At 69.6% G+C, this 17,075-nt stretch carries 17 protein-coding genes; 8 read left to right on the top strand and 9 right to left on the bottom strand.

The genetic code is table 11. From position 1 onward, the window contains the following. Nucleotides 1-18 precede the first annotated feature (18 nt). Nucleotides 19-1,227, top strand: coding sequence for an adenylyl-sulfate kinase (cysC, locus tag ACYQ78_RS21695; RefSeq protein ID WP_459802698.1), 1,209 nt, complete (start codon nucleotides 19-21; stop codon nucleotides 1,225-1,227). Here the strand turns inward: cysC and ACYQ78_RS21690 are convergent. Further along, nucleotides 1,116-2,204: a glycoside hydrolase family 26 protein gene (locus tag ACYQ78_RS21690; RefSeq protein WP_459802697.1), complete on the bottom strand. Its 1,089-nt coding sequence runs from the start codon at nucleotides 2,202-2,204 to the stop codon at nucleotides 1,116-1,118. The two genes, cysC and ACYQ78_RS21690, sit on opposite strands and share 112 nt — an antisense overlap. A gap of 184 nt (nucleotides 2,205-2,388) precedes the next feature. Here ACYQ78_RS21690 and ACYQ78_RS21685 point away from each other — a divergent pair, with 184 nt between their 5' ends. The 6 genes from ACYQ78_RS21685 (at nucleotide 2,389) to ACYQ78_RS21660 (ending at nucleotide 8,820) form a co-directional block, all read left to right on the top strand. Next, nucleotides 2,389-3,600 carry a YveK family protein gene (locus tag ACYQ78_RS21685; RefSeq protein ID WP_459802696.1) on the top strand — a complete coding sequence of 404 codons (1,212 nt, stop codon included), beginning with the start codon at nucleotides 2,389-2,391 and terminating at the stop codon, nucleotides 3,598-3,600. Nucleotides 3,601-3,664: 64 nt separating this feature from the next. Then, the gene (locus ACYQ78_RS21680; protein ID WP_459802695.1) at nucleotides 3,665-4,927 is read left to right on the top strand and encodes a hypothetical protein; all 1,263 of its coding nucleotides are present in this window, start codon (nucleotides 3,665-3,667) and stop codon (nucleotides 4,925-4,927) included. Continuing rightward, on the top strand, nucleotides 4,924-5,814 hold the full coding sequence (locus tag ACYQ78_RS21675; RefSeq protein WP_459802694.1) for a hypothetical protein: 891 nt from the start codon (nucleotides 4,924-4,926) through the stop codon (nucleotides 5,812-5,814). Before ACYQ78_RS21680 ends, ACYQ78_RS21675 begins: the two co-directional genes overlap by 4 nt. Continuing rightward, the gene (locus ACYQ78_RS21670) at nucleotides 5,802-6,632 is read left to right on the top strand and encodes a sulfotransferase family protein (RefSeq protein ID WP_459802917.1); all 831 of its coding nucleotides are present in this window, start codon (nucleotides 5,802-5,804) and stop codon (nucleotides 6,630-6,632) included. The genes ACYQ78_RS21675 and ACYQ78_RS21670 overlap by 13 nt, the downstream gene beginning before the upstream one ends. Nucleotides 6,633-7,042: 410 nt before the next feature. Then, a complete protein-coding gene (locus tag ACYQ78_RS21665) occupies nucleotides 7,043-7,969 on the top strand; it encodes a lipopolysaccharide biosynthesis protein (protein WP_459802693.1) in 927 nt (308 codons plus the stop codon). Next, nucleotides 7,966-8,820: a sulfotransferase gene (locus ACYQ78_RS21660; RefSeq protein ID WP_459802692.1), complete on the top strand. Its 855-nt coding sequence runs from the start codon at nucleotides 7,966-7,968 to the stop codon at nucleotides 8,818-8,820. The genes ACYQ78_RS21665 and ACYQ78_RS21660 overlap by 4 nt, the downstream gene beginning before the upstream one ends. On the opposite strand, the gene ACYQ78_RS21655 is transcribed toward ACYQ78_RS21660, so the two are convergent. The 7 genes from ACYQ78_RS21655 to ACYQ78_RS21625 all read right to left on the bottom strand — a co-directional run bounded on the left by ACYQ78_RS21655 (nucleotide 8,809) and on the right by ACYQ78_RS21625 (nucleotide 15,820). Next, nucleotides 8,809-9,597 carry a WecB/TagA/CpsF family glycosyltransferase gene (locus tag ACYQ78_RS21655; RefSeq protein ID WP_459802691.1) on the bottom strand — a complete coding sequence of 263 codons (789 nt, stop codon included), beginning with the start codon at nucleotides 9,595-9,597 and terminating at the stop codon, nucleotides 8,809-8,811. The two genes, ACYQ78_RS21660 and ACYQ78_RS21655, sit on opposite strands and share 12 nt — an antisense overlap. Next, the gene (locus tag ACYQ78_RS21650) at nucleotides 9,597-10,460 is read right to left on the bottom strand and encodes a glycosyltransferase family 2 protein (RefSeq protein WP_459802690.1); all 864 of its coding nucleotides are present in this window, start codon (nucleotides 10,458-10,460) and stop codon (nucleotides 9,597-9,599) included. The genes ACYQ78_RS21655 and ACYQ78_RS21650 overlap by 1 nt, the downstream gene beginning before the upstream one ends. A 20-nt stretch (nucleotides 10,461-10,480) precedes the next feature. After that, the gene (locus ACYQ78_RS21645; protein WP_459802689.1) at nucleotides 10,481-11,374 is read right to left on the bottom strand and encodes a sulfotransferase; all 894 of its coding nucleotides are present in this window, start codon (nucleotides 11,372-11,374) and stop codon (nucleotides 10,481-10,483) included. Between the two features lie 115 nt (nucleotides 11,375-11,489). Continuing rightward, on the bottom strand, nucleotides 11,490-12,734 hold the full coding sequence (gene cysN / locus ACYQ78_RS21640) for a sulfate adenylyltransferase subunit CysN (RefSeq protein WP_459802688.1): 1,245 nt from the start codon (nucleotides 12,732-12,734) through the stop codon (nucleotides 11,490-11,492). Next, a complete protein-coding gene (gene cysD, locus ACYQ78_RS21635) occupies nucleotides 12,734-13,648 on the bottom strand; it encodes a sulfate adenylyltransferase subunit CysD (protein ID WP_459802687.1) in 915 nt (304 codons plus the stop codon). The genes cysN and cysD overlap by 1 nt, the downstream gene beginning before the upstream one ends. An 18-nt stretch (nucleotides 13,649-13,666) precedes the next feature. Further along, complete coding sequence (locus ACYQ78_RS21630; protein WP_459802686.1) at nucleotides 13,667-14,422, bottom strand: 3'(2'),5'-bisphosphate nucleotidase CysQ; 756 nt, start codon at nucleotides 14,420-14,422, stop codon at nucleotides 13,667-13,669. Nucleotides 14,423-14,428: 6 nt separating this feature from the next. After that, nucleotides 14,429-15,820, bottom strand: a complete 1,392-nt coding sequence (locus ACYQ78_RS21625; RefSeq protein WP_459802916.1) for a sugar transferase — start codon at nucleotides 15,818-15,820, stop codon at nucleotides 14,429-14,431. A 107-nt stretch (nucleotides 15,821-15,927) separates the two neighbouring features. Here ACYQ78_RS21625 and ACYQ78_RS21620 point away from each other — a divergent pair, with 107 nt between their 5' ends. Continuing rightward, nucleotides 15,928-16,500, top strand: coding sequence for a 3'-5' exoribonuclease domain-containing protein (locus ACYQ78_RS21620; protein WP_459802685.1), 573 nt, complete (start codon nucleotides 15,928-15,930; stop codon nucleotides 16,498-16,500). A gap of 153 nt (nucleotides 16,501-16,653) precedes the next feature. Here ACYQ78_RS21620 and ACYQ78_RS21615 read toward each other — a convergent pair whose 3' ends face one another. Continuing rightward, nucleotides 16,654-17,037 (bottom strand): ClpX C4-type zinc finger protein, encoded by a 384-nt coding sequence (locus tag ACYQ78_RS21615; protein WP_459802684.1) that lies wholly within the window; start codon nucleotides 17,035-17,037, stop codon nucleotides 16,654-16,656. Nucleotides 17,038-17,075 lie beyond the last annotated feature (38 nt).

The raw sequence follows: 17,075 nt of genomic DNA, 5'->3' as shown, positions 1-17,075 counted from the left end.
ATCGGATAATCGACCGCCATGACCGACTGGACCCCCGACGCCCGGGAACTGGCCGACCTTGAACTGCTCCTGTCGGGGGCGTTCGCGCCGCTGACCGGTTTCCTCGGGAAGGCCGACGCCACCTCCGTCGAGGAGACGGGCACGCTCGCCGACGGCACTCCCTGGCCCGACCCCATCACGATCGCACTGCCCGACGAGATCGCTGTGGGTGACCAGGTCACTCTCACCGATCCGGAAGGGGCCGCGCTGGCGATCATGACCGTGACCGAGCGCGACGGGCACCACGCCGCCGGGCCGGTGGAGGCCCTGGGAGCGGCGGTTTATGGGCCGTTCGCGCGCCTTCGTCGTACACCCGAGGAACTGAAGTTCGACGGTGAGGTGCTGGCCGTCACGATGCGCGGCCCGCTCGACGGGCCGGCGCTGGCCGATATCGCCGCGACCGCCGAGGAGCTGGAGGCGGCGATCCTGCTGATGCCGCTGTCGTTCGGCGAGGGCGGGCCCGCGGTGGTGCGGTCCGCGCTGAAGGCGCAGGCCGAGCTGCCCGGGTCGCAGGTGGTGGCGGTCCCGCTGGCGCCGCGCGAGGACGTCGAGATCGACCTCGAACTCCGTGAGTACGTCGCCCGCAACTACGGCGCCACCGAGCACTACGCCGGACCGGCCCCGATCCGCATCCCCGGCCCGCCGCACCGGCGCGGGCTGGTCGTCTTCTTCACCGGGCTGAGCGGCTCGGGCAAGTCGACCGTGGCCAGAGGCGTGCGCGACGCGCTGCTGGAGAAGGGCACCCGCACGGTCACCTACCTCGACGGCGACGTGGTGCGGCGGCTGCTGTCGAAGGGGCTGACCTTCTCGGCGGAGGACCGGGACCTGAACATCCGCAGGATCGGGTACGTCGCCTCGGAGGTCGCCCGGCACGGCGGTCTGGCCATCTGCGCCCCGATCGCGCCCCACGCGGAGACCCGCGACGAGGCGCGCGAGATGGCCGAGGAGGTCGGCGCCGACTTCCTGCTCGTGTGGATCTCCACCCCGATCGAGGAGTGCGAGCGCCGTGACCGCAAGGGCCTCTACGCCAAGGCCCGCGCCGGTCTGATCCCCGACTTCACCGGCGTCTCCGCCCCCTACGACGAGCCCGAAGACGCCGACCTGGAGATCGACACCTCGGGGCTCTCGGTCGACAGGGCCGTCGGGCTGGTGATGAACGCCCTCACCGCCGGAGGCTGGGTGAGGTAGGGCGAGCGGCCGAGCCGTCGGAACGCCTCGGCGGCCTCGGGCGTGGTGTCGAACCGGGTGTCGCCACGGGGCGCCCAGGGCGAGTCGAAGTAGACCAGGGCCTTGATCTGGGGGTAGGCGGCGATCTGGCGGCGTACGGAATCGAAGAAAGAGGCCTTGAACCCGGGACGCTCGAACACCCCCCATTCGGCCACCATGATCGGCTTGGCCGGGAAGCGCTTCTGCGCCCAGCGGTAGAAGCCCGGCCAGTCGGGGAAGTCGGGGCGGCGCTTGTCGACGAGCGAGGCGAAGTCGGTGACCCGGTCGTCGGCGTAGGGGTCGACGCCGATCCAGTCGACCACGGCGTCGCCCGGGTAGAGCCGCTCGAACCACGACGCCGACGACCAGTTGGGCGCGCCCATGTAGGTCATCACGGTCACCGCGTTGGTGACGCCCCGCTGGCGCAGCCGCAGCACGACGTGGCGGAACATCGCGGCGTAGTCGTCGGCCGCCATCCCCTCGACCGGCCGCACGTCGTTCTCCGGTTCGTGGTGGATCGTCAGGAAGAAGCGGCGGGGGAAGGTCGTGCGGATGTGGGCGGCGAGTTTGTCGATGCGCCGGTCGAGCGCGCCCGCGGCGATCTCGGCCCAGGTGTGGCGCAGTGACGGCTTCCAGTTGACCAGCAGCAGCCGGTCTTTCGCGAGGGCGCGCTCCTCGTCGGTCGGGAAGAGTTCGCCGGCGCGGTGGTAGACGTGCAGGATGTCGGCCTTGCGGCCCATGCGCTGCTCGGCCCTCGCCAGACCCCGGGTCGGCCCCTGGCCGGTGAAGACGCCCGGGGCGATGCCCCACCAGGTGCCGCAGGTCGGGATCAGCTCCCGGGTGACGGCGCAGGGCGCGGCGATCGGCGGCTCCGCCTTCGGGACCTTCTGCTCGGCGGCTCCCGAAGCCAGGGAACAGCCCGCCACCATCGACACGACCACCGTGATTGCCCAGCGCATGGATTCACCTTTCCACTGCCGGGGCAGAACATGTGGCCACCTTTTCCAGAACACAGCTCCGACATGTCCGGCGAATCGCTGTTATTGTTCCGTGATTCGCCAGCAGAAATTCTTCGATTGGCATCGGGAAAATCTTCGGGCCCGGCTAGGGTTCGTAGTCGCTTGACCCCCATCGGAGACCACCATGAGCCTGCCACCGCGGCACAGCCGCGACCTAGCGGAGTACGGCTCCGTGTTCCGCCGCCGCCGCACCATCGCCCTGACCTGCCTGTTCATCGGCATCATGGGCGGCATCGGGCTGCTGTGGACGGCGCCGACGGCCTACCTCGGGGTGGCCGAGGTACAGGTGTCCCCGACCGGTCTCGCGGAGCCGCAGAATCCGGTGACGACGAGACAGCGCGAAGCTCTCAATCTCGACACCGAGGCGCAGATTGCCCAATCCTCCGTCGTCGCCACGAATGCGTCACGCGTTATTGGAGGGGACCCGGAGGAACTTCGAGCGCTGGTTTCCGTTGATGTGCCCCCTAATTCGGGAATTCTTCGGATTTCGTTCACTTGGGACGACGCGACCGGTGCGGCGGCCGGGGCCCAGGCGTTCGCCGACGCCTACCTCGCCCATCGGCTGGCGGCGGCCGAGGGCGTGCTGACCGACCAGAAGCAGGCGATCCTGGCCAAGCTCCGCCTGGTGAACAGCCAGCTCAGCACCGCTCTGGTCACCATGTCCCGGCACGCGCGCGGCACCCCGCAGCGCGCCCTGGCCGCCCACCAGCAGTCGGTGCTGGCCCGCCAGGCGACGGCCCTCAGTCTCCGGTACGACGTCCTCAAGACGACCGCCGTCACCCCCGGGACCGTGATCACTCCGGCGACCCCGCCGACCTCGGCGAACCAGCCACAGGCGGGTGTGTACGTGGGCGGCGGCCTGTTCGCCGGCATCCTCCTCGGCACGGGCGCGGCCTTCGCCCGAGACCGCTACGACACCCGGCTCCGCACCCCGGCCGACGTGGAACGGCTCACGAACCTGGCCCTCCTCCCCCAGGGCGAGGAGTTCGCCGCCGTCGTGACGGCGGCCGGCCACCGCAGCGTCCTGGTCGAGGGCCTGGGGGTCGAACCGGCCCACGTGGCCTGGACACTGGAAGAAGGCTTCCCCCCAGCGAGCGGCATCCTCCTGGTCACCGCCGGGCCGACCGATTCGGCCGTGCTGGCCGTGGCCCTCGGCCGGGTCCGTGCCCCCTGGGTGCTCCGCGCGGCGCGATCCCTGAAGCGACGCGGCATCGACGTGCTCGGCGTGATCGCCGTCGACCAGGCGGGTGCCCCCGGGACCCTCGCGGTCGATGCCCTGCGCTCCCAGCAGCCCCCGACAGTAGACATCCCGCAACAACGCCGGGACCTACTGTGACCAGGGGATATCCCACCAGCCTCCGGTCCCTGCGGGGAGCACCCGCGCCGGTGAAGGTTCGCGTATGACCTGGCGACTGGCGCCCGCCGCGTGGCCGATCGCGGCGTTTCTCGTGGGCTACCCCGTCTGGTGGGCCCTCGGGTTCGGTGGGCTGTCGATCGTCGTCGTCGCGGTTCCCATGGCTTTGGTCCTCTGGTTCCGCCGGCCCGTCCAGATCCCTCGCGGCATGGGCCTGTGGGCGCTGCTCATCGTCGGTTATCTGGTCAGCGCCGTCATGCTCGGCGCCACCCCCGCCGGGACCTACGGCGAGTTCGGGCTTGGAAGAGTCCTCGGCTACGCCATGCGGCTCTCCGTCTACGTCGCCCTCTTCGTCGTCGTCCTCTACCTGGGCAATCTCACCAAAGAGGAGCTCCCCCAGCTCACCCTGGTCAGGATGCTCGGCGTCCTGTTCCTCACCGCCGTCGCGGGTGGCCTGCTCGGGGTCTTCGCGCCGGAGTTCGAGTTCACCGCGCCGATGGAGTACCTCCTCCCCGACCACGCCTTCGTCACGAACCTCGTGCACCCGACCGCTGCCCAAATTCAATACGTCTTAGGCCACGCCTCCCCCCGCCCCGAGGCCCCGTTCGAGTGGGCCAACGCGTGGGGCGGGAACGTCTCGATCCTGCTGGTCTGGTTCGTCGTCGGCTGGTGGACTTATGGCGGCCCGGCCCGTCGGGTGGTCGCGGTCGCAGCCATCGCGGTCGCCGCAGTGCCGATCGTGTACTCCCTCAACCGGGGGCTCTGGGCGGCGATCGCCATCGGGATCTCGTACATGATCATGAGGAACCGCAATCGGGCGGCCCTGCTGGTTCTCGCGGCCGCGACGGGGGCGGCCTTCGTGCTCTCCCCGCTGGGGCAGGTCGTCGCGGCCCGGATCGACAGCCCGCACTCCAACGACATCCGTGCCCACACCGTCGTCACCACCGTCAGGGTCGCCGCGACGTCGCCGGTCATCGGCTACGGCAACACGCGCAACGCGTTCGGGAACCATCGCACGATCACCACCGGCAAGACCGACTGGTGCCGGGGGTGCGGGCATCCGCCGCTCGGCTCCGACGGGCAGCTCTGGCTGCTGCTCATCACCCAGGGGTTCACCGGAGCCGCCCTCTACGTCGGGTTCTTCGCTGGGGCGATCCGGCGGCATCGGCATGATCGGTCGCCTGTCGGGCAGGCGGGGAGCCTGGTCATGCTCCTCGTCCTCTTCTACATGTTCATCTACGACGGCCTCGTCAGTGCCCTGGCCCTCTATCTGATCTCGTTCGCGGTTCTCTGGCGGAACGCGACATGAAGGACTTCCGCATACGTCTGCGCTATCTGGATGAGGTGATCTCCTTGCTGTTCCCGCCGTCCACTTCAGCTACGGCCCGGACCCTGCTGCCGAGCCGACTCGTCCCCCGGCGGCTGGTGCCCCGCGCACCGTGGCACGTCGGCGGGCGGGTGCTGGTCCCCGACGGGCCCGACACGATCGAGACGCACCTCGGCGACGTGCTCGGCCGCCGGGTGCGGGCCACACTGCACGTCCGCCCGGCCCGCCGGGCGAACAGAAAACCCATCCTCGAGCTGTACGGCGACACGGGCCTGCTCGCCTTCGTGAAGGTCGGCGACAGGCGGCAGACGAAAGACCTGATCCGCCACGAGACCGACACGCTGCGCGCGATCGCCCGCCACTCGTTCGACGTCGTCATGGCGCCCAAGGTCATGCACCACGGGGTGTGGCGCGACCTGGACATCCTGGTCCTGACCCCGCTCCCCGTCACCAAGGGCAGGCCGTCGCCCGAACTGCTCGCCGAGGCCGCCAAGGAGATCGCCGGGCTCGGCAAGGGCGCCTGGCACGGCGACTTCGCACCGTGGAACGTCGCCCCGATGGGCGACCGGCTGCTGGTCTGGGACTGGGAGCGGTTCGGCACCGGCGTGCCGCTGGGCTTCGACACGCTGCACTACTTCTTCCAGACCGCGCTGCGCCGGATGCGCCCCGCGTCGGCCGCGAAGGCCTGTATCGCCCAGTCGGGCCGCCTGCTCGAACCGTTCGGCATCACCTACGAGGACGCCCGCGTCACCGCCGCCGGCTATCTGATGACCCTGGCCGAACGCCACCGCGCCACCGGCCACGAGCCGCTGGGCCCGCCGTCGAAGTGGCTGAACCCCGTGCTCGACGGGCTGGAATCCCTGACGTGAACGCCCTGAAGACGACCGCCCACGCCGTGTCGATCACGGCGGGGCGGCTGACCGGGGGTGCCCGCATGCTCCCGTCGTTCCTGATCGTGGGCGCCCAGCGGTGCGGGACGACCTCGCTCTACCGCGCCCTGTCCCAGCACCCGCAGGTGGCCAAGCCGGTGCTCCGCAAGGGTGTGCACTACTTCGACATGGCCTACGGCCGGAGCCTGTCCTGGTATCGGGCGCACTTCCCGCTGCGCCGGACGGGCATGCTGGCCTTCGAGTCGTCGCCCTACTACCTCTTCCACCCTCTGGCCGGGCTCCGGATCGCCTGGGATCTCCCGGACGTGAAGATCGTCGTGCTGGTCCGGGATCCGGTGGAACGTGCCATTTCCGCCCACGCGCACGAACTGGCCCGAGGCTTCGAGTCGGAACCGTCGTTCGCCCGAGCGGTGGAGCTGGAACCCGAACGCCTGGCCGGTGAGAACGCCCGCCTGTGCGCAGCGCCGCTCTCCTCCAGCCACGCGCACAGACACCACGCCTACCTGGCCCGGGGCCGCTACGCCGAACAGCTCGCCCGCCTCGACCCGATCATCGCCCGCGACCGCATCAAGGTCATCGACAGCGGCCGCTTCTTCACCGACCCGCTGCCCGTGTACGCCGACCTCCTCGACTTCCTCGGCCTGCCCCCCGCGGCGGACCCCGTCTTCGACCGGCACAACGCGCGCACCCACGCGGAGATCGACCCCGCACTGCGCACCCGCCTGTCGAACGACTTCCTGCCCTGGGACGCCCTCCTCCTGCCCTGGCTCGACGCGACCCCGTCATGGCGCGCCTGAGGTCGCTCGCGGGCCTGGCCGGAGCCGGCACCACCGCAGTCGCCCAGTTCGCGATTACGTTGCTGATCACCCGAGCCCTCCCCCCAGCGGAGGCGGGCGCCTTCTTCACCACGACGGCCCTGGGATTGATGCTGGCCGGAGTCCTGAGGCTGGACACGGGCAACGGCCTGATCTACTTCCGAGCCCGCCAACCAGACGACCCCGTCGCGGCTCCTGTGGTTAGCCAGGCACATCGGCCAGACCACGAACGGGCAACCAGCGGAGCGTCGATCGGCCAGCCCTCCAACATCGGTGCCCGCTCGATCGCACATTACGTAGACGGCCCTGCCCCCAAACCCATGACCGCCGTCGATCCGGACACCAAGGTGTCCGGAAATTTCGGCATAACGGTTCCCCGGCCGCTCCTCCGCGTGGCTCTGTTACCTGTGGTCACGGGAAGCCTGGCCGCCGCCGTGATCCTCTCCGGAACCGAGCCCGCGCTCGCGGTCGTGCTGCCCTTCGTCGTGATCGCCGACGTGCTCGTCGCCGCGACCAGGGGGACCGGGGAGATGCGGGAGACACTGCTGCTCAGCGGCCTGCTGCAGCCCGCCGCTCAACTCCTTCTCGTGGGTGGCGCGCTGGCCGCCGGGCTCTCCGCGCCCTGGCTCATCGTCGCGTGGGGTGTTCCGGCCGTTCCGGTGGTGGTGATCGCGGCGGTGCGGCTCAGGCGGGTCGAGACGCGGATCTCCTGGCGGGAGTTCTGGGCCTACACGGGACCACGTTCATTGGGCGCGGCGCTTCAGGCCGTCTTCCAGCGGCTCGACGTCGTGATCGTCGCGCTGCTCGCGGGGCCCGCCGAGGCCGCGTTCTATGTCGCCGCGACCCGGTTCAAGGTGGTCGGGCAGCTCATCGGCCAGGGGTTGGCGCAGGGCGTACACGCGGAGCTGGTGAAGAAGTTCGCCGACGGGGAGCAGGAGGCGGCGCGCGCCCTGCATCGGCGGGCGGCGCGCACCCAAATGGCGCTGACCTGGCCTTTCTGGGTGATGTACGCCATCTTCGCGCCCCAGATCCTTCAGGTCTTCGGCGACGGCTACGCCCACGCGGCAGACGTCGTGGTCGTTCTCGCGATCACGATGATGATCGCCTCCGCCTGCGGGATGGTCGACGTGGTCATGATCGCCTCAGGGCGGACCAGGGCCAGTCTCGGAAACATCGTCGCCGCGCTGGCGACCACCGTCGTGCTCGATCTGCTGCTCGTCCCGGCCTACGGCGCGTTCGGCGCGGCGCTCGGCTGGGCGGGAGGGGTGCTCGTGAAGAACCTGCTGCCGCTCGCCCAGCTCGCCAGAGCGACCGCATGATCCTCGTCACCGGCCTCCCCCGCAGCGGCACCTCCTGGGCCGGCCGCATGCTCTGCGCCTCAGGAAAGCTCGTGTACGTCAACGAGCCCCTCAACCCCGAACGCCCCTACCGCGGCGTGCTGAACGCGCAGGTCGAGCACCGTTTCCAGTACATCTGCCGGGACAACGAGCAGACCTGGCTCAAGCCGTTCCAGGACACCCTGAAACTCAGGTTCCGCTGGCACGCCGAACTCCCCGTGCCCCCCTCGCCTGCCCGTTTCCTGAAATACGCGACCTCGTTCGCGCACGGCCGCCTGACCGGACGCAAGGCCCTCCTCGACGACCCCTTCGCCCTCTGGTCGGCCGAGTGGTTCGCCGACCGGCTCGACTGCCGCGTCGTCATCCTCACCCGCGACCCGATCACCTTCGCCGGCAGCTGGGAGCACCTCGGCTGGACCGCCGACCCCCGCGACCTGCTGACCCAGCCGCTCCTGCTCCGAGACCACCCCCACGTGGCGGACCTGGCCGAGGCGCACGACCGCCTCGCAAGAACAGCGGCGTTGTGGCGGGCCGCCCGCGAGTCGGTCCGCCGGATGCGCCACCCCAACATCCGCGTGGTCGGCTACGAAGACCTGGCCGCCGACCCGCACTACGGCTTCCGCGACCTGTACGAATGGTGCGGCATCCCCTGGACCGACCGGTCGGCCGCCACGATCACCCGGTCGTGCACCGGCAGGGCGCAGGAGTCGGGATTCGCCTGGCAGGGCACCTCGAAGACCGCGTTCCGCCCCACCGACAGCAGAACGGCGGCGGCCAGGTCGCGCCTGTCCGCCGCCGACGCCGCGAAGGTCAGCGCCCTCCTAGGTGAATAGCCGTCTCACCGCGCACACGGTCAGCAGCCGCACCGCGAACGGCAGGTCGTCGATCAGGTAGCGCCGAGCCAGCCGGGACGGCTCGCTGAGCAGCCGGAACAGCCACTCCAGCCCGCGATCCCGCATCCACGCCGGCGCCCGCACGACGGCGCCGCCCGCGAACGCGATGGCAGACCCGCACCCGACGAACCACGTCTCGGGCAGTTCCCCCCGCAGCCGTTCGATCAGTAGGTCCTGCTTCGGGAACCCCAGCCCGACGAACACCAGCAGGGGCCGCGCCGAGGTCAGCGCCTCGCTCATGGCCGCGAACTGCTCGGGGTCGTCTTCGAACCCCCACGGCGGGGCGTCCACCCCGGCGATGGACAGGCCTGGATACCGCTCGCACAGCGCCCGAGCGGCCCGATCGCCGACTCCGGGCGGGCCGCCGAGCAGGTAGATGGGCACCCGGTAGAAGGCCGCCGCCTCCGACAGCGACCAGATCAGGTCGGCCCCGGTGATCCGGGCGGGCACCGGTTTGCCGAGCAGCCGGGCCGCCCACACCAGCGGCATCCCGTCGGCCACCGCGATGGTGGCCCGGAGCACCAGGGCGCGCAGCGTGGGATCGCGGGCGCAGGCCCGGCAGATGTCCACGTTGGGCGTCACCAGATGCCCGCCGGACCCGCGCCGGATCGCCCCGATCACCCGGTCGACGACCTCGATCTCGGTCAACCGGTCGATGTCGACCCCGCCCACGGAGACCCGCCGCCGTTTGGGCGGCGCGACGATGCGCGTGCGCATCAGATGCCGTGCCCGCGCGTATGCAGCGCGCTCAGCACGGCCGGTGCCGACACCAGACCCGCGGCCACGACCAGCGCCAGCGCCACCCGGGGCTCCCGGTGCCGCGAGTGGAAGGCCAGGGCGGCGAACTTCCGCGCCTCCTTGCGGCGGCCGAGGGCGGCGTGGTGGAAGGCCAGCTGGCCGTAGATGCGGGCGGCGCCACGGGAGTCGTCGGCGATCTCGGGGTGCCGGGCCAGCATCCATTCGAGCCCGCTGATCCGGTCGGCCCAGCGGGTGGCGTAGTGGGACGAACCCCACCGCACCCGCACGAGCGGCCGGTCGACATGGGCGATCGGACGCCGCTTGGCCGCCCGCAGCGCCAGATCCCAGTCTTCGTTCTGGCCGCCGGGCGCGCTCTCGTCGACCCAGAGCGTGCCCTTCCTGAACAGGTAGGTCGACGAGTGCACCATCACCATCCGCGATCTGGTCAGGTCGGCGGCCGTGATCTCGGCGGCCCCGGCCAGCCGGGTGACCCGGCGCGAGCCGTATTCGACCTCGATCCCGCAGCTCACGAACTCGGCGCCGGTCTGTTCGAGCAGGCCGACCTGGCTGGCGAGCTTCCCTGGCAACCACACGTCGTCGTCGTCGCAGAAGGCCACCAGGTCGGTGTCGAGCGCCGCGATCCCGGTGTTGCGGGCGCCGGGCAGGCCGGGGCTGAGGCAGTTGGGCACCACTTTCACCCGGGGATCGTCAACGGAATCTAAGGGCGCTCCGTCGACGACGACCACGACGGCGGCCGGACGTTGGGCGAGCACACCTTCGATCGTGGCGCGCAGAGGACGGTCACCACGTGTGGGGATGACGACGCCGACGGTCGGGGTCATCGTGGCCTCCGATCGGGAGTTCAGTAATTGAGGCGGTAGCCGTACCAGAGAAGAAGGGGGAGAGTGAGCGCGGTGACCGCCCAGCGATGGGGGAAGGGCAGGTCGGGGCGCCGGTCGCGGAAGCGCACGCGGCCCACGTGGAAGCGCATCGGATTGCCCGAGACGGTGTGGGCGACGCTCAGCCGGGCGGTGCGGCCGGTGATGAAGGCCAGCGCCTCGGTGGTGTCGGGCAGCCCGAGCTTGCCGGCCAGCACGCGCAGAGTGTCGGCCGGCCGTTCGACCAGGTCTTCGTAGTGGACCCGGACGATCGGCACGCCCTTGCGGCGCAGCACCTCGTAGGCCAGGTTCTGCACGAACCAGTGGACGGCGGTGCGCGCGGGCGACCACCGCGCCATCGGACGGCCGTCTTCCGGCCGCGCGACCTTCCGCCGCCACGACGCCGCCACCGCACGCGGATCGCGCACGACGTGGACGACGGTCAGATCGAGGATCGCCGACAGGCAGTAGGCCAGCGAGGCGTGCTTGCTCGAATCGATGACGACCTGACCGCGCACGACCTCGGCCGCCGCCGCGTAGATGCGGTGGTAGGAGGAGACGTACTCGGTGAGCTGCGCCTCGCGGCTGATCAGGCCCAGCACGAACACGGGCACCCGGCGGGTGCGGTCGACCTTGTGCCGCAGTTCGAGCAGCCGGTCGGCCTTGGCCGGACGCCAGCCGCCGAACGCGCGGTCGCCGACCTCGTGCCAGAAACGGCACTGCGCGAACGGCCGCCCGCAACCGCACGGCTCGTTGGCGCGCACCCCTCGGTGCCAGAGATGGACGACCTCGCCGAGCGGCGCGACACCGGGGAGCTCACCGAGAAGGCGCTCCAGCAGTGTCGTCCCGCTACGCCCCAGCCCTCCAACAAAGATCATCGGCTGAGCGTCAGACACGTGCACGACCCCCGAAGTGGATACGGAACGTGCTGACGCTACAGCGGAGAGTAACTAAGCGTTCACCGAACGCTCAAGGATCTACCTAGCCACCGGTTTAGAGGATCATCCCGGCCCCGACGGTGCCGTTGGTGGCCTCGTCGATGAGGATGAACCCGCCCGTGAGGCGGTTGCGGGCGTAGTCGTCGACGAACAGCGGCTGGGTGATGCGCAGCGACACCCGGCCGATCTCGTTGAGCGACAGGCTGGTGGCGGCCTCGTCGCGGTGGAGGGTGTTGACGTCGAGCCGGTAGTGGAGGTCCTTCACCAGGGCGCGGGCCGTGCGGGTGGTGTGCTTGATGGTCAGCTTGGTGCGCGGGCCGAGCTTGGCGACGTCGGCCATCCAGCAGACCATGGCGTCGATCTCCTGGGCGACCTGCGGCTGGTTGTTCGGCCGGCAGATCATGTCGCCACGCGAGATGTCGATGTCGTCTTCGAGGCGCAGCGTCACCGACATGGGCGCGAACGCCTCGGCGACCGGGCCGTCGAAGGTGTCGATCGAGGCGATCTTCGTGGTCAGACCGGAGGGCAGGTGCATGACCTCGTCGCCCGGCTTGAGCACGCCGCCCGCGACCTGACCGGCGTAACCCCGGTAGTCGTGGAACTCGGTCTTGTGGGGCCGGATGACGTATTGCACCGGGAACCGCACGTCGACCATGTTGCGGTCGGAGGCGATGTGGACGTGCTCCAGGTGGTGGAGCAGCGAGGGCCCCTGGTACCACGGCATGTTCTCCGAGCGGGAGACCACGTTGTCGCCGTGGAGGGCGGAGATCGGGATGAAGCTCAGGTCGCTCGCGTTCAGCTTCGAGGCGAACTGGGTGAACTCCTCGCGGATCTCCTCGAAGCGCTCCTCGGCGTAGTCGACCAAGTCCATCTTGTTGATCGCGACGACCAGGTGGGGCACCCGCAGCAGCGTGGTCAGGAACGCGTGGCGGCGCGACTGCTCCAGCACGCCCTTGCGGGCGTCGATCAGGATGATCGCCAGGTCGGCGGTCGAGGCGCCGGTCACCATGTTCCGGGTGTACTGAATGTGGCCCGGGGTGTCGGCGATGATGAACTTCCGCTTCGGCGTGGCGAAGTAGCGGTAGGCCACGTCGATCGTGATGCCCTGCTCACGCTCGGCGCGCAGGCCGTCGGTCAGCAGCGACAGGTCGGTGTATTCGGTGCCCCGGTCGCGGCTGGTGCGCTCGACCGCTTCGAGCTGGTCTTCGAAGATGGCCTTGGAGTCGAACAGGAGGCGTCCGATCAGGGTCGACTTGCCGTCGTCGACACTGCCCGCCGTCGCGAAACGAAGGATGTCCATTAAAAGTAGCCTTCCTTCTTCCGGTCCTCCATGGCGGCCTCGGAGGCCCGGTCGTCGGCGCGGGTCGCGCCGCGCTCGGTGATCCGGGTCGCCGCGATCTCGGCGATGATCTCGTCGACCGTGGCGGCGGTCGAGGAGACGGCGCCGGTGCAGGTCATGTCGCCGACCGTGCGGTAGCGCACCGTCGACTCGAACAGCGGCTCGTCGTCGCCGCGCTGCACGACCTCGTGTTCGGGCAGCAGCATGCCGTCGCGCTCGAACACCCGGCGGGTGTGCGCGAAGTAGATGGACGGGATCTCGATGCCCTCGCGGCGGATGTAGTCCCACACGTCGAGCTCGGTCCAGTTGGACAGCGGGAAGACCCGGATGTGCTCACCCTTGCGGATCTTCGCGTTGTAGAGGTTCCAGAGCTCGGGGCGCTGGTTCTTCGGGTCCCACTGGCCGAAGTCGTCGCGGAAGGAGAACACCCGCTCCTTGGCGCGGGCCTTCTCCTCGTCGCGGCGGGCGCCGCCGAACACGGCGTCGAACTCGTGTTCCTCGATCGCGTCGAGCAGGGTGGTGGTCTGGAGCCGGTTGCGCGAGGCGCGCCGCCCGGTCTCCTCGACCACGCGCCCGGCGTCGATCGAGTCCTGTACGGAGGCCACGACCAGCCGCGCGCCCAGTTCGGCCGACCGCCGGTCGCGGTAGTCGATCACCTCGGGGAAGTTGTGCCCCGTGTCGACGTGCATGAGCGGGAACGGTATGGGCGCCGGCCAGAAGGCCTTCTCGGCGATGCGCAGCATGACGATCGAGTCCTTGCCGCCGGAGAAGAGCAGACAGGGCCGCTCGAACTCGGCCGCGACCTCACGCATGATGTGGATCGCCTCGGCTTCGAGGACGTCGAGCTGCGACGTCGTGTAGTCATGCTGCAGCAAAGCGAGTTCCTTATGAAGTTACTGGTGCAGGTCACGGATCCCGGCGAGCAGGGTCGGCGCCAGATCCGGTAGGGAAACAAGGATATCCGGCAACGAGGGGTCGGCCTGGTTGTAGACCAGCTCCGACCCGTCGATCCGGCTCGCGTGGGCTCCCGCGGCCAGCGCCACGGCCACCGGAGCGGCCGAGTCCCATTCGTACTGCCCACCGGCGTGGACGTATGCCTCGACCTGACCGGTCAGCACGGCGGCGATCTTCGCCCCGGCGCTTCCGATCGGGACGAGGTCGGCCCCCACCAGGTAGGCGAGCTTCTGTACGAACTCCGGCGGCCGCGTGCGGGAGACCGCGATCCGGATGCGCTGGTTGCCGCTGACCGGCAGCTTCGGCGGGTTGCCCGTGGTCAGCGTGGCGCCCTGGGCCGGCAGCGCGATGGCGCCGGCGGCGAGCTTCCCCTCTTCCCACAGGGCGACGTGGACGGCCCAGTCGACCCGGCCGGCCTCGGAGAACTCACGAGTGCCGTCGAGCGGGTCGACGATCCAGACCCGGTTGGCGGACAGGCGGGCCTTCTCGGTGCGCGCGCCCTCTTCCGACAGGATGTGGTCGCTGGGGCGCAGGCGCCCGAGGGACTCGACGAGGAACTCGTGGGACGACTGGTCTCCGGCGTCTTTCAGCGCCTTGGCGTCGTCGAAGCCGAGCTGGGCCCGCAGGCGGAGCAGTCTCTCACCCGCCTCCGTCGCGAGGTCTCCGGCGAGGGCGTGATCGTCTCTGATGCTCATCACTGCTTAGTAGGCTCCTGATCCGCGTGCCACGGCCGACCACGTCTTCCACATGATCTGGAGGTCGAGGGTGAGTGACCAGTTTTCCATGTAGCGCAGGTCCAACCGTACCGCTTCCTCCCACGACAGATCCGATCGGCCGCTGACCTGCCACAAGCCGGTCATCCCCGGCCTGACCAGAAGTCGTCTGCGCACGTCGTCGCCGTAGCGGGCGACCTCCTGGGGCAGCGGCGGGCGGGGCCCGACCAGCGACATGTCACCTTTCACGACGTTCACGAGCTGCGGCAGTTCGTCGAGCGAGTGGCGGCGCAGGAAGGCGCCGACGCGGGTGACCCGGGGGTCGTTCCTGACCTTGAAGAGCACGCCGTCGGCGTCGCTGACCAGCTCGACCTTGCGGCTCTCGGCGTCGCGCCCCATCGTGCGGAACTTCACGATGGTGAACGTCGCGCCGTCCTTGCCGACGCGGGTCTGCCGGAAGAACGCGGGCCCCGGGCTGCTCACCTTGACGGCGAACGCGATGGCCAGGAACAGCGGCGAGACGACGACCAGCCCGAACCCCGCCACGACCCGGTCGAAGACGTTCTTGACCAGCCGCCGCCCGCCCGCCAGCTCGGGGTGCTCGACGTGCAGCAGGGGCATCCCGGCGACCGGCCGGATCGTCGTGCGCGGCCCCGCGACCTCCATCAGCGCCGGGGCCACCACCAGATCGGTGCGCGACTTCTCCAGCCGCCAGGCCAGCCGCCGCAGCGCCGAGCCGTCGAACTCGGGACAGGCCAGCACCGCGACGGTGTCGGCCCCGCTCTGGTCGACCGCGATCGGCACGTCGGAGAACCCGCCCAGTACGGGCACGCCCACCTCCTCGTCGGAGGAGCTGTCATCGGGGAGACAGGCCCCGATGATGTGCATGCCGTGGTAGCGCTCCTTGCGGACGAGCCTGACGAGATCGGCGACGGCCCCCTTGTGCCCGACGGCGATGACCCGGCGCATGCACTGGAGTTTCGTCCGCTTGCGGTGCAGCCTGCGTCGCAGGGCATATCGGGCGAGCAGCGTAAAAACCGTCATCAGAGGTAACGCAATGATAACGTAACCACGTGCAACGTCGATCTTGGTCACATACGAGCCGACGGCCACGGCGGCCGTGAGCATCGCCCCCGCCCGTGCGACCCGCCGGAACTCCTCGGAGCCGACCCCGGCGAACCTCGGCTCGTAGGCCCGGCTCAGCCCGACCACCACGACCCACAGGACCGGCAGCGCCAGGCTCAACGCGGCATATGGCTCGACATAGGGAGTAACCTCGCCGAACCGGACGACGACCGCGAGCCCACCCGCGAGAAGAGCGCACAGGATGTCGGAGACGATCACCATGGCCCGATATCGCGCCGCCCACCCCGGCCCCATGCGCCTGACGGCCGTCTTCGGCCGGTCGACCACAGTCACCCACTCGCCCCCTTTACCGAACGTTTACCGACCGCAGGAATGCTAGCGCCAGCTCCTGGGAGAATTCAGTGAAAGCCGAGACGTACATTTCTGTCGACATCGAGGCGGACGGCCCCATTCCCGGTCCGTATTCCATGGTGAGTTTCGGGATGACGGTGGCCGGGAAGCGGCTGGGGCGCGGCTTCACCCGGAACGACCCGACCGAGACGACCTTCTACGCGGAGCTCCGCCCGATCAGCGACGCCTTCGTCCAGTCGGCGCTCGACGTCAGCGGCCTCGACCGTGACCTGCTGATCCGCGAGGGCCGCGACCCCAAAGAGGCGATGGAGTCGGCGGCCACATGGGTACGCAAGGTGTGCGACGGGACGACTCCGGTGTTGGTGGCGTTTCCGTTGTCGTTCGACTGGATGTGGATTTACTGGTACTTCATGAATTTCACGGGCGATTCGCCGTTCGGACATTCCAGGGCGATGGACATCAAGACCCTTTACGCCGCGAAGGCGGGGGTTCCACTCACCTGGTCATCGAAACGACAGATGCCGAAAGAGCTTCGTTCCACGCATCCCCACTCACACCACGCATTGGACGATGCGATCGAACAGGCGGAACTGTTCCAGAACATCATGGAATGGCGCGTTTAATGGCGTGTGCTCCGCACACGCAGGCCCGAGCGCTTTGATCCGGCGTCTTCCCTCGTCGCTCCGGTTCGCTGCGCTCTCCTGCGCTCCTCAGTCCAGACGCCGGCGCGCTCGGGCAATTCATGAGTAGACCTGGCTAGAGGTCTGGCGTGGCTGTCACTCTTCGCCGGAGAAGCGTTCCCAGGCCGACTGGCGGGTGATGCCGAGGGCCTCGCCCAGTTTCGTCCAGGTGACTCCGCGCCTTCTGAGTTCGCGGACCCAGGTGGCCAGGTCGGCCTCGGCGGCGTTGATGTGGGCGGCGACGCGGGGGATGTGGCCGAGCATCTCCTCGTCGGAGAGGGAGTTCCACATGGGCAGCTTGGGCTTGGTGAGGCCCTCGTCGGTGATCTTGGCGCTCTCGTCGATGACGGTGGCGGCCAGGCCGACGCAGCCGTCGCAGATGTAGACACCGGGACCGGCGACGATCCGGTTGACCTCGGCGTCGGCCTTGCCGCAGAACGAGCAGCGGATGCGGGTGGCCACGGTTTCGGGGGATGCCATGACGTCCTCCATTTCGTCAGGGTTACCCTGACAAATTA

This window comes from Herbidospora sp. RD11066 (assembly GCF_054661255.1).
The sequence above is the reverse complement of the archived record's forward strand: the minus strand, read 5'-3'. Positions and strand labels throughout refer to the sequence as shown.

Excerpts from the sequence above, each read along its gene's own strand:
- cysC (WP_459802698.1), top strand. The coding sequence starts at position 19 with ATGACCGACTGGACCCCCGACGCCCGGGAACTGGCCGACCTTGAACTG.
- ACYQ78_RS21690 (WP_459802697.1), bottom strand. The coding sequence starts at position 2,204 with ATGCGCTGGGCAATCACGGTGGTCGTGTCGATGGTGGCGGGCTGTTCC.
- ACYQ78_RS21685 (WP_459802696.1), top strand. The coding sequence starts at position 2,389 with ATGAGCCTGCCACCGCGGCACAGCCGCGACCTAGCGGAGTACGGCTCC.
- ACYQ78_RS21680 (WP_459802695.1), top strand. The coding sequence starts at position 3,665 with ATGACCTGGCGACTGGCGCCCGCCGCGTGGCCGATCGCGGCGTTTCTC.
- ACYQ78_RS21675 (WP_459802694.1), top strand. The coding sequence starts at position 4,924 with ATGAAGGACTTCCGCATACGTCTGCGCTATCTGGATGAGGTGATCTCC.
- ACYQ78_RS21660 (WP_459802692.1), top strand. The coding sequence starts at position 7,966 with ATGATCCTCGTCACCGGCCTCCCCCGCAGCGGCACCTCCTGGGCCGGC.
- ACYQ78_RS21655 (WP_459802691.1), bottom strand. The coding sequence starts at position 9,597 with ATGCGCACGCGCATCGTCGCGCCGCCCAAACGGCGGCGGGTCTCCGTG.
- ACYQ78_RS21650 (WP_459802690.1), bottom strand. The coding sequence starts at position 10,460 with ATGACCCCGACCGTCGGCGTCGTCATCCCCACACGTGGTGACCGTCCT.
- ACYQ78_RS21645 (WP_459802689.1), bottom strand. The coding sequence starts at position 11,374 with ATGATCTTTGTTGGAGGGCTGGGGCGTAGCGGGACGACACTGCTGGAG.
- cysN (WP_459802688.1), bottom strand. The coding sequence starts at position 12,734 with ATGGACATCCTTCGTTTCGCGACGGCGGGCAGTGTCGACGACGGCAAG.
- ACYQ78_RS21630 (WP_459802686.1), bottom strand. The coding sequence starts at position 14,422 with ATGAGCATCAGAGACGATCACGCCCTCGCCGGAGACCTCGCGACGGAG.
- ACYQ78_RS21625 (WP_459802916.1), bottom strand. The coding sequence starts at position 15,820 with ATGGGGCCGGGGTGGGCGGCGCGATATCGGGCCATGGTGATCGTCTCC.
- ACYQ78_RS21615 (WP_459802684.1), bottom strand. The coding sequence starts at position 17,037 with ATGGCATCCCCCGAAACCGTGGCCACCCGCATCCGCTGCTCGTTCTGC.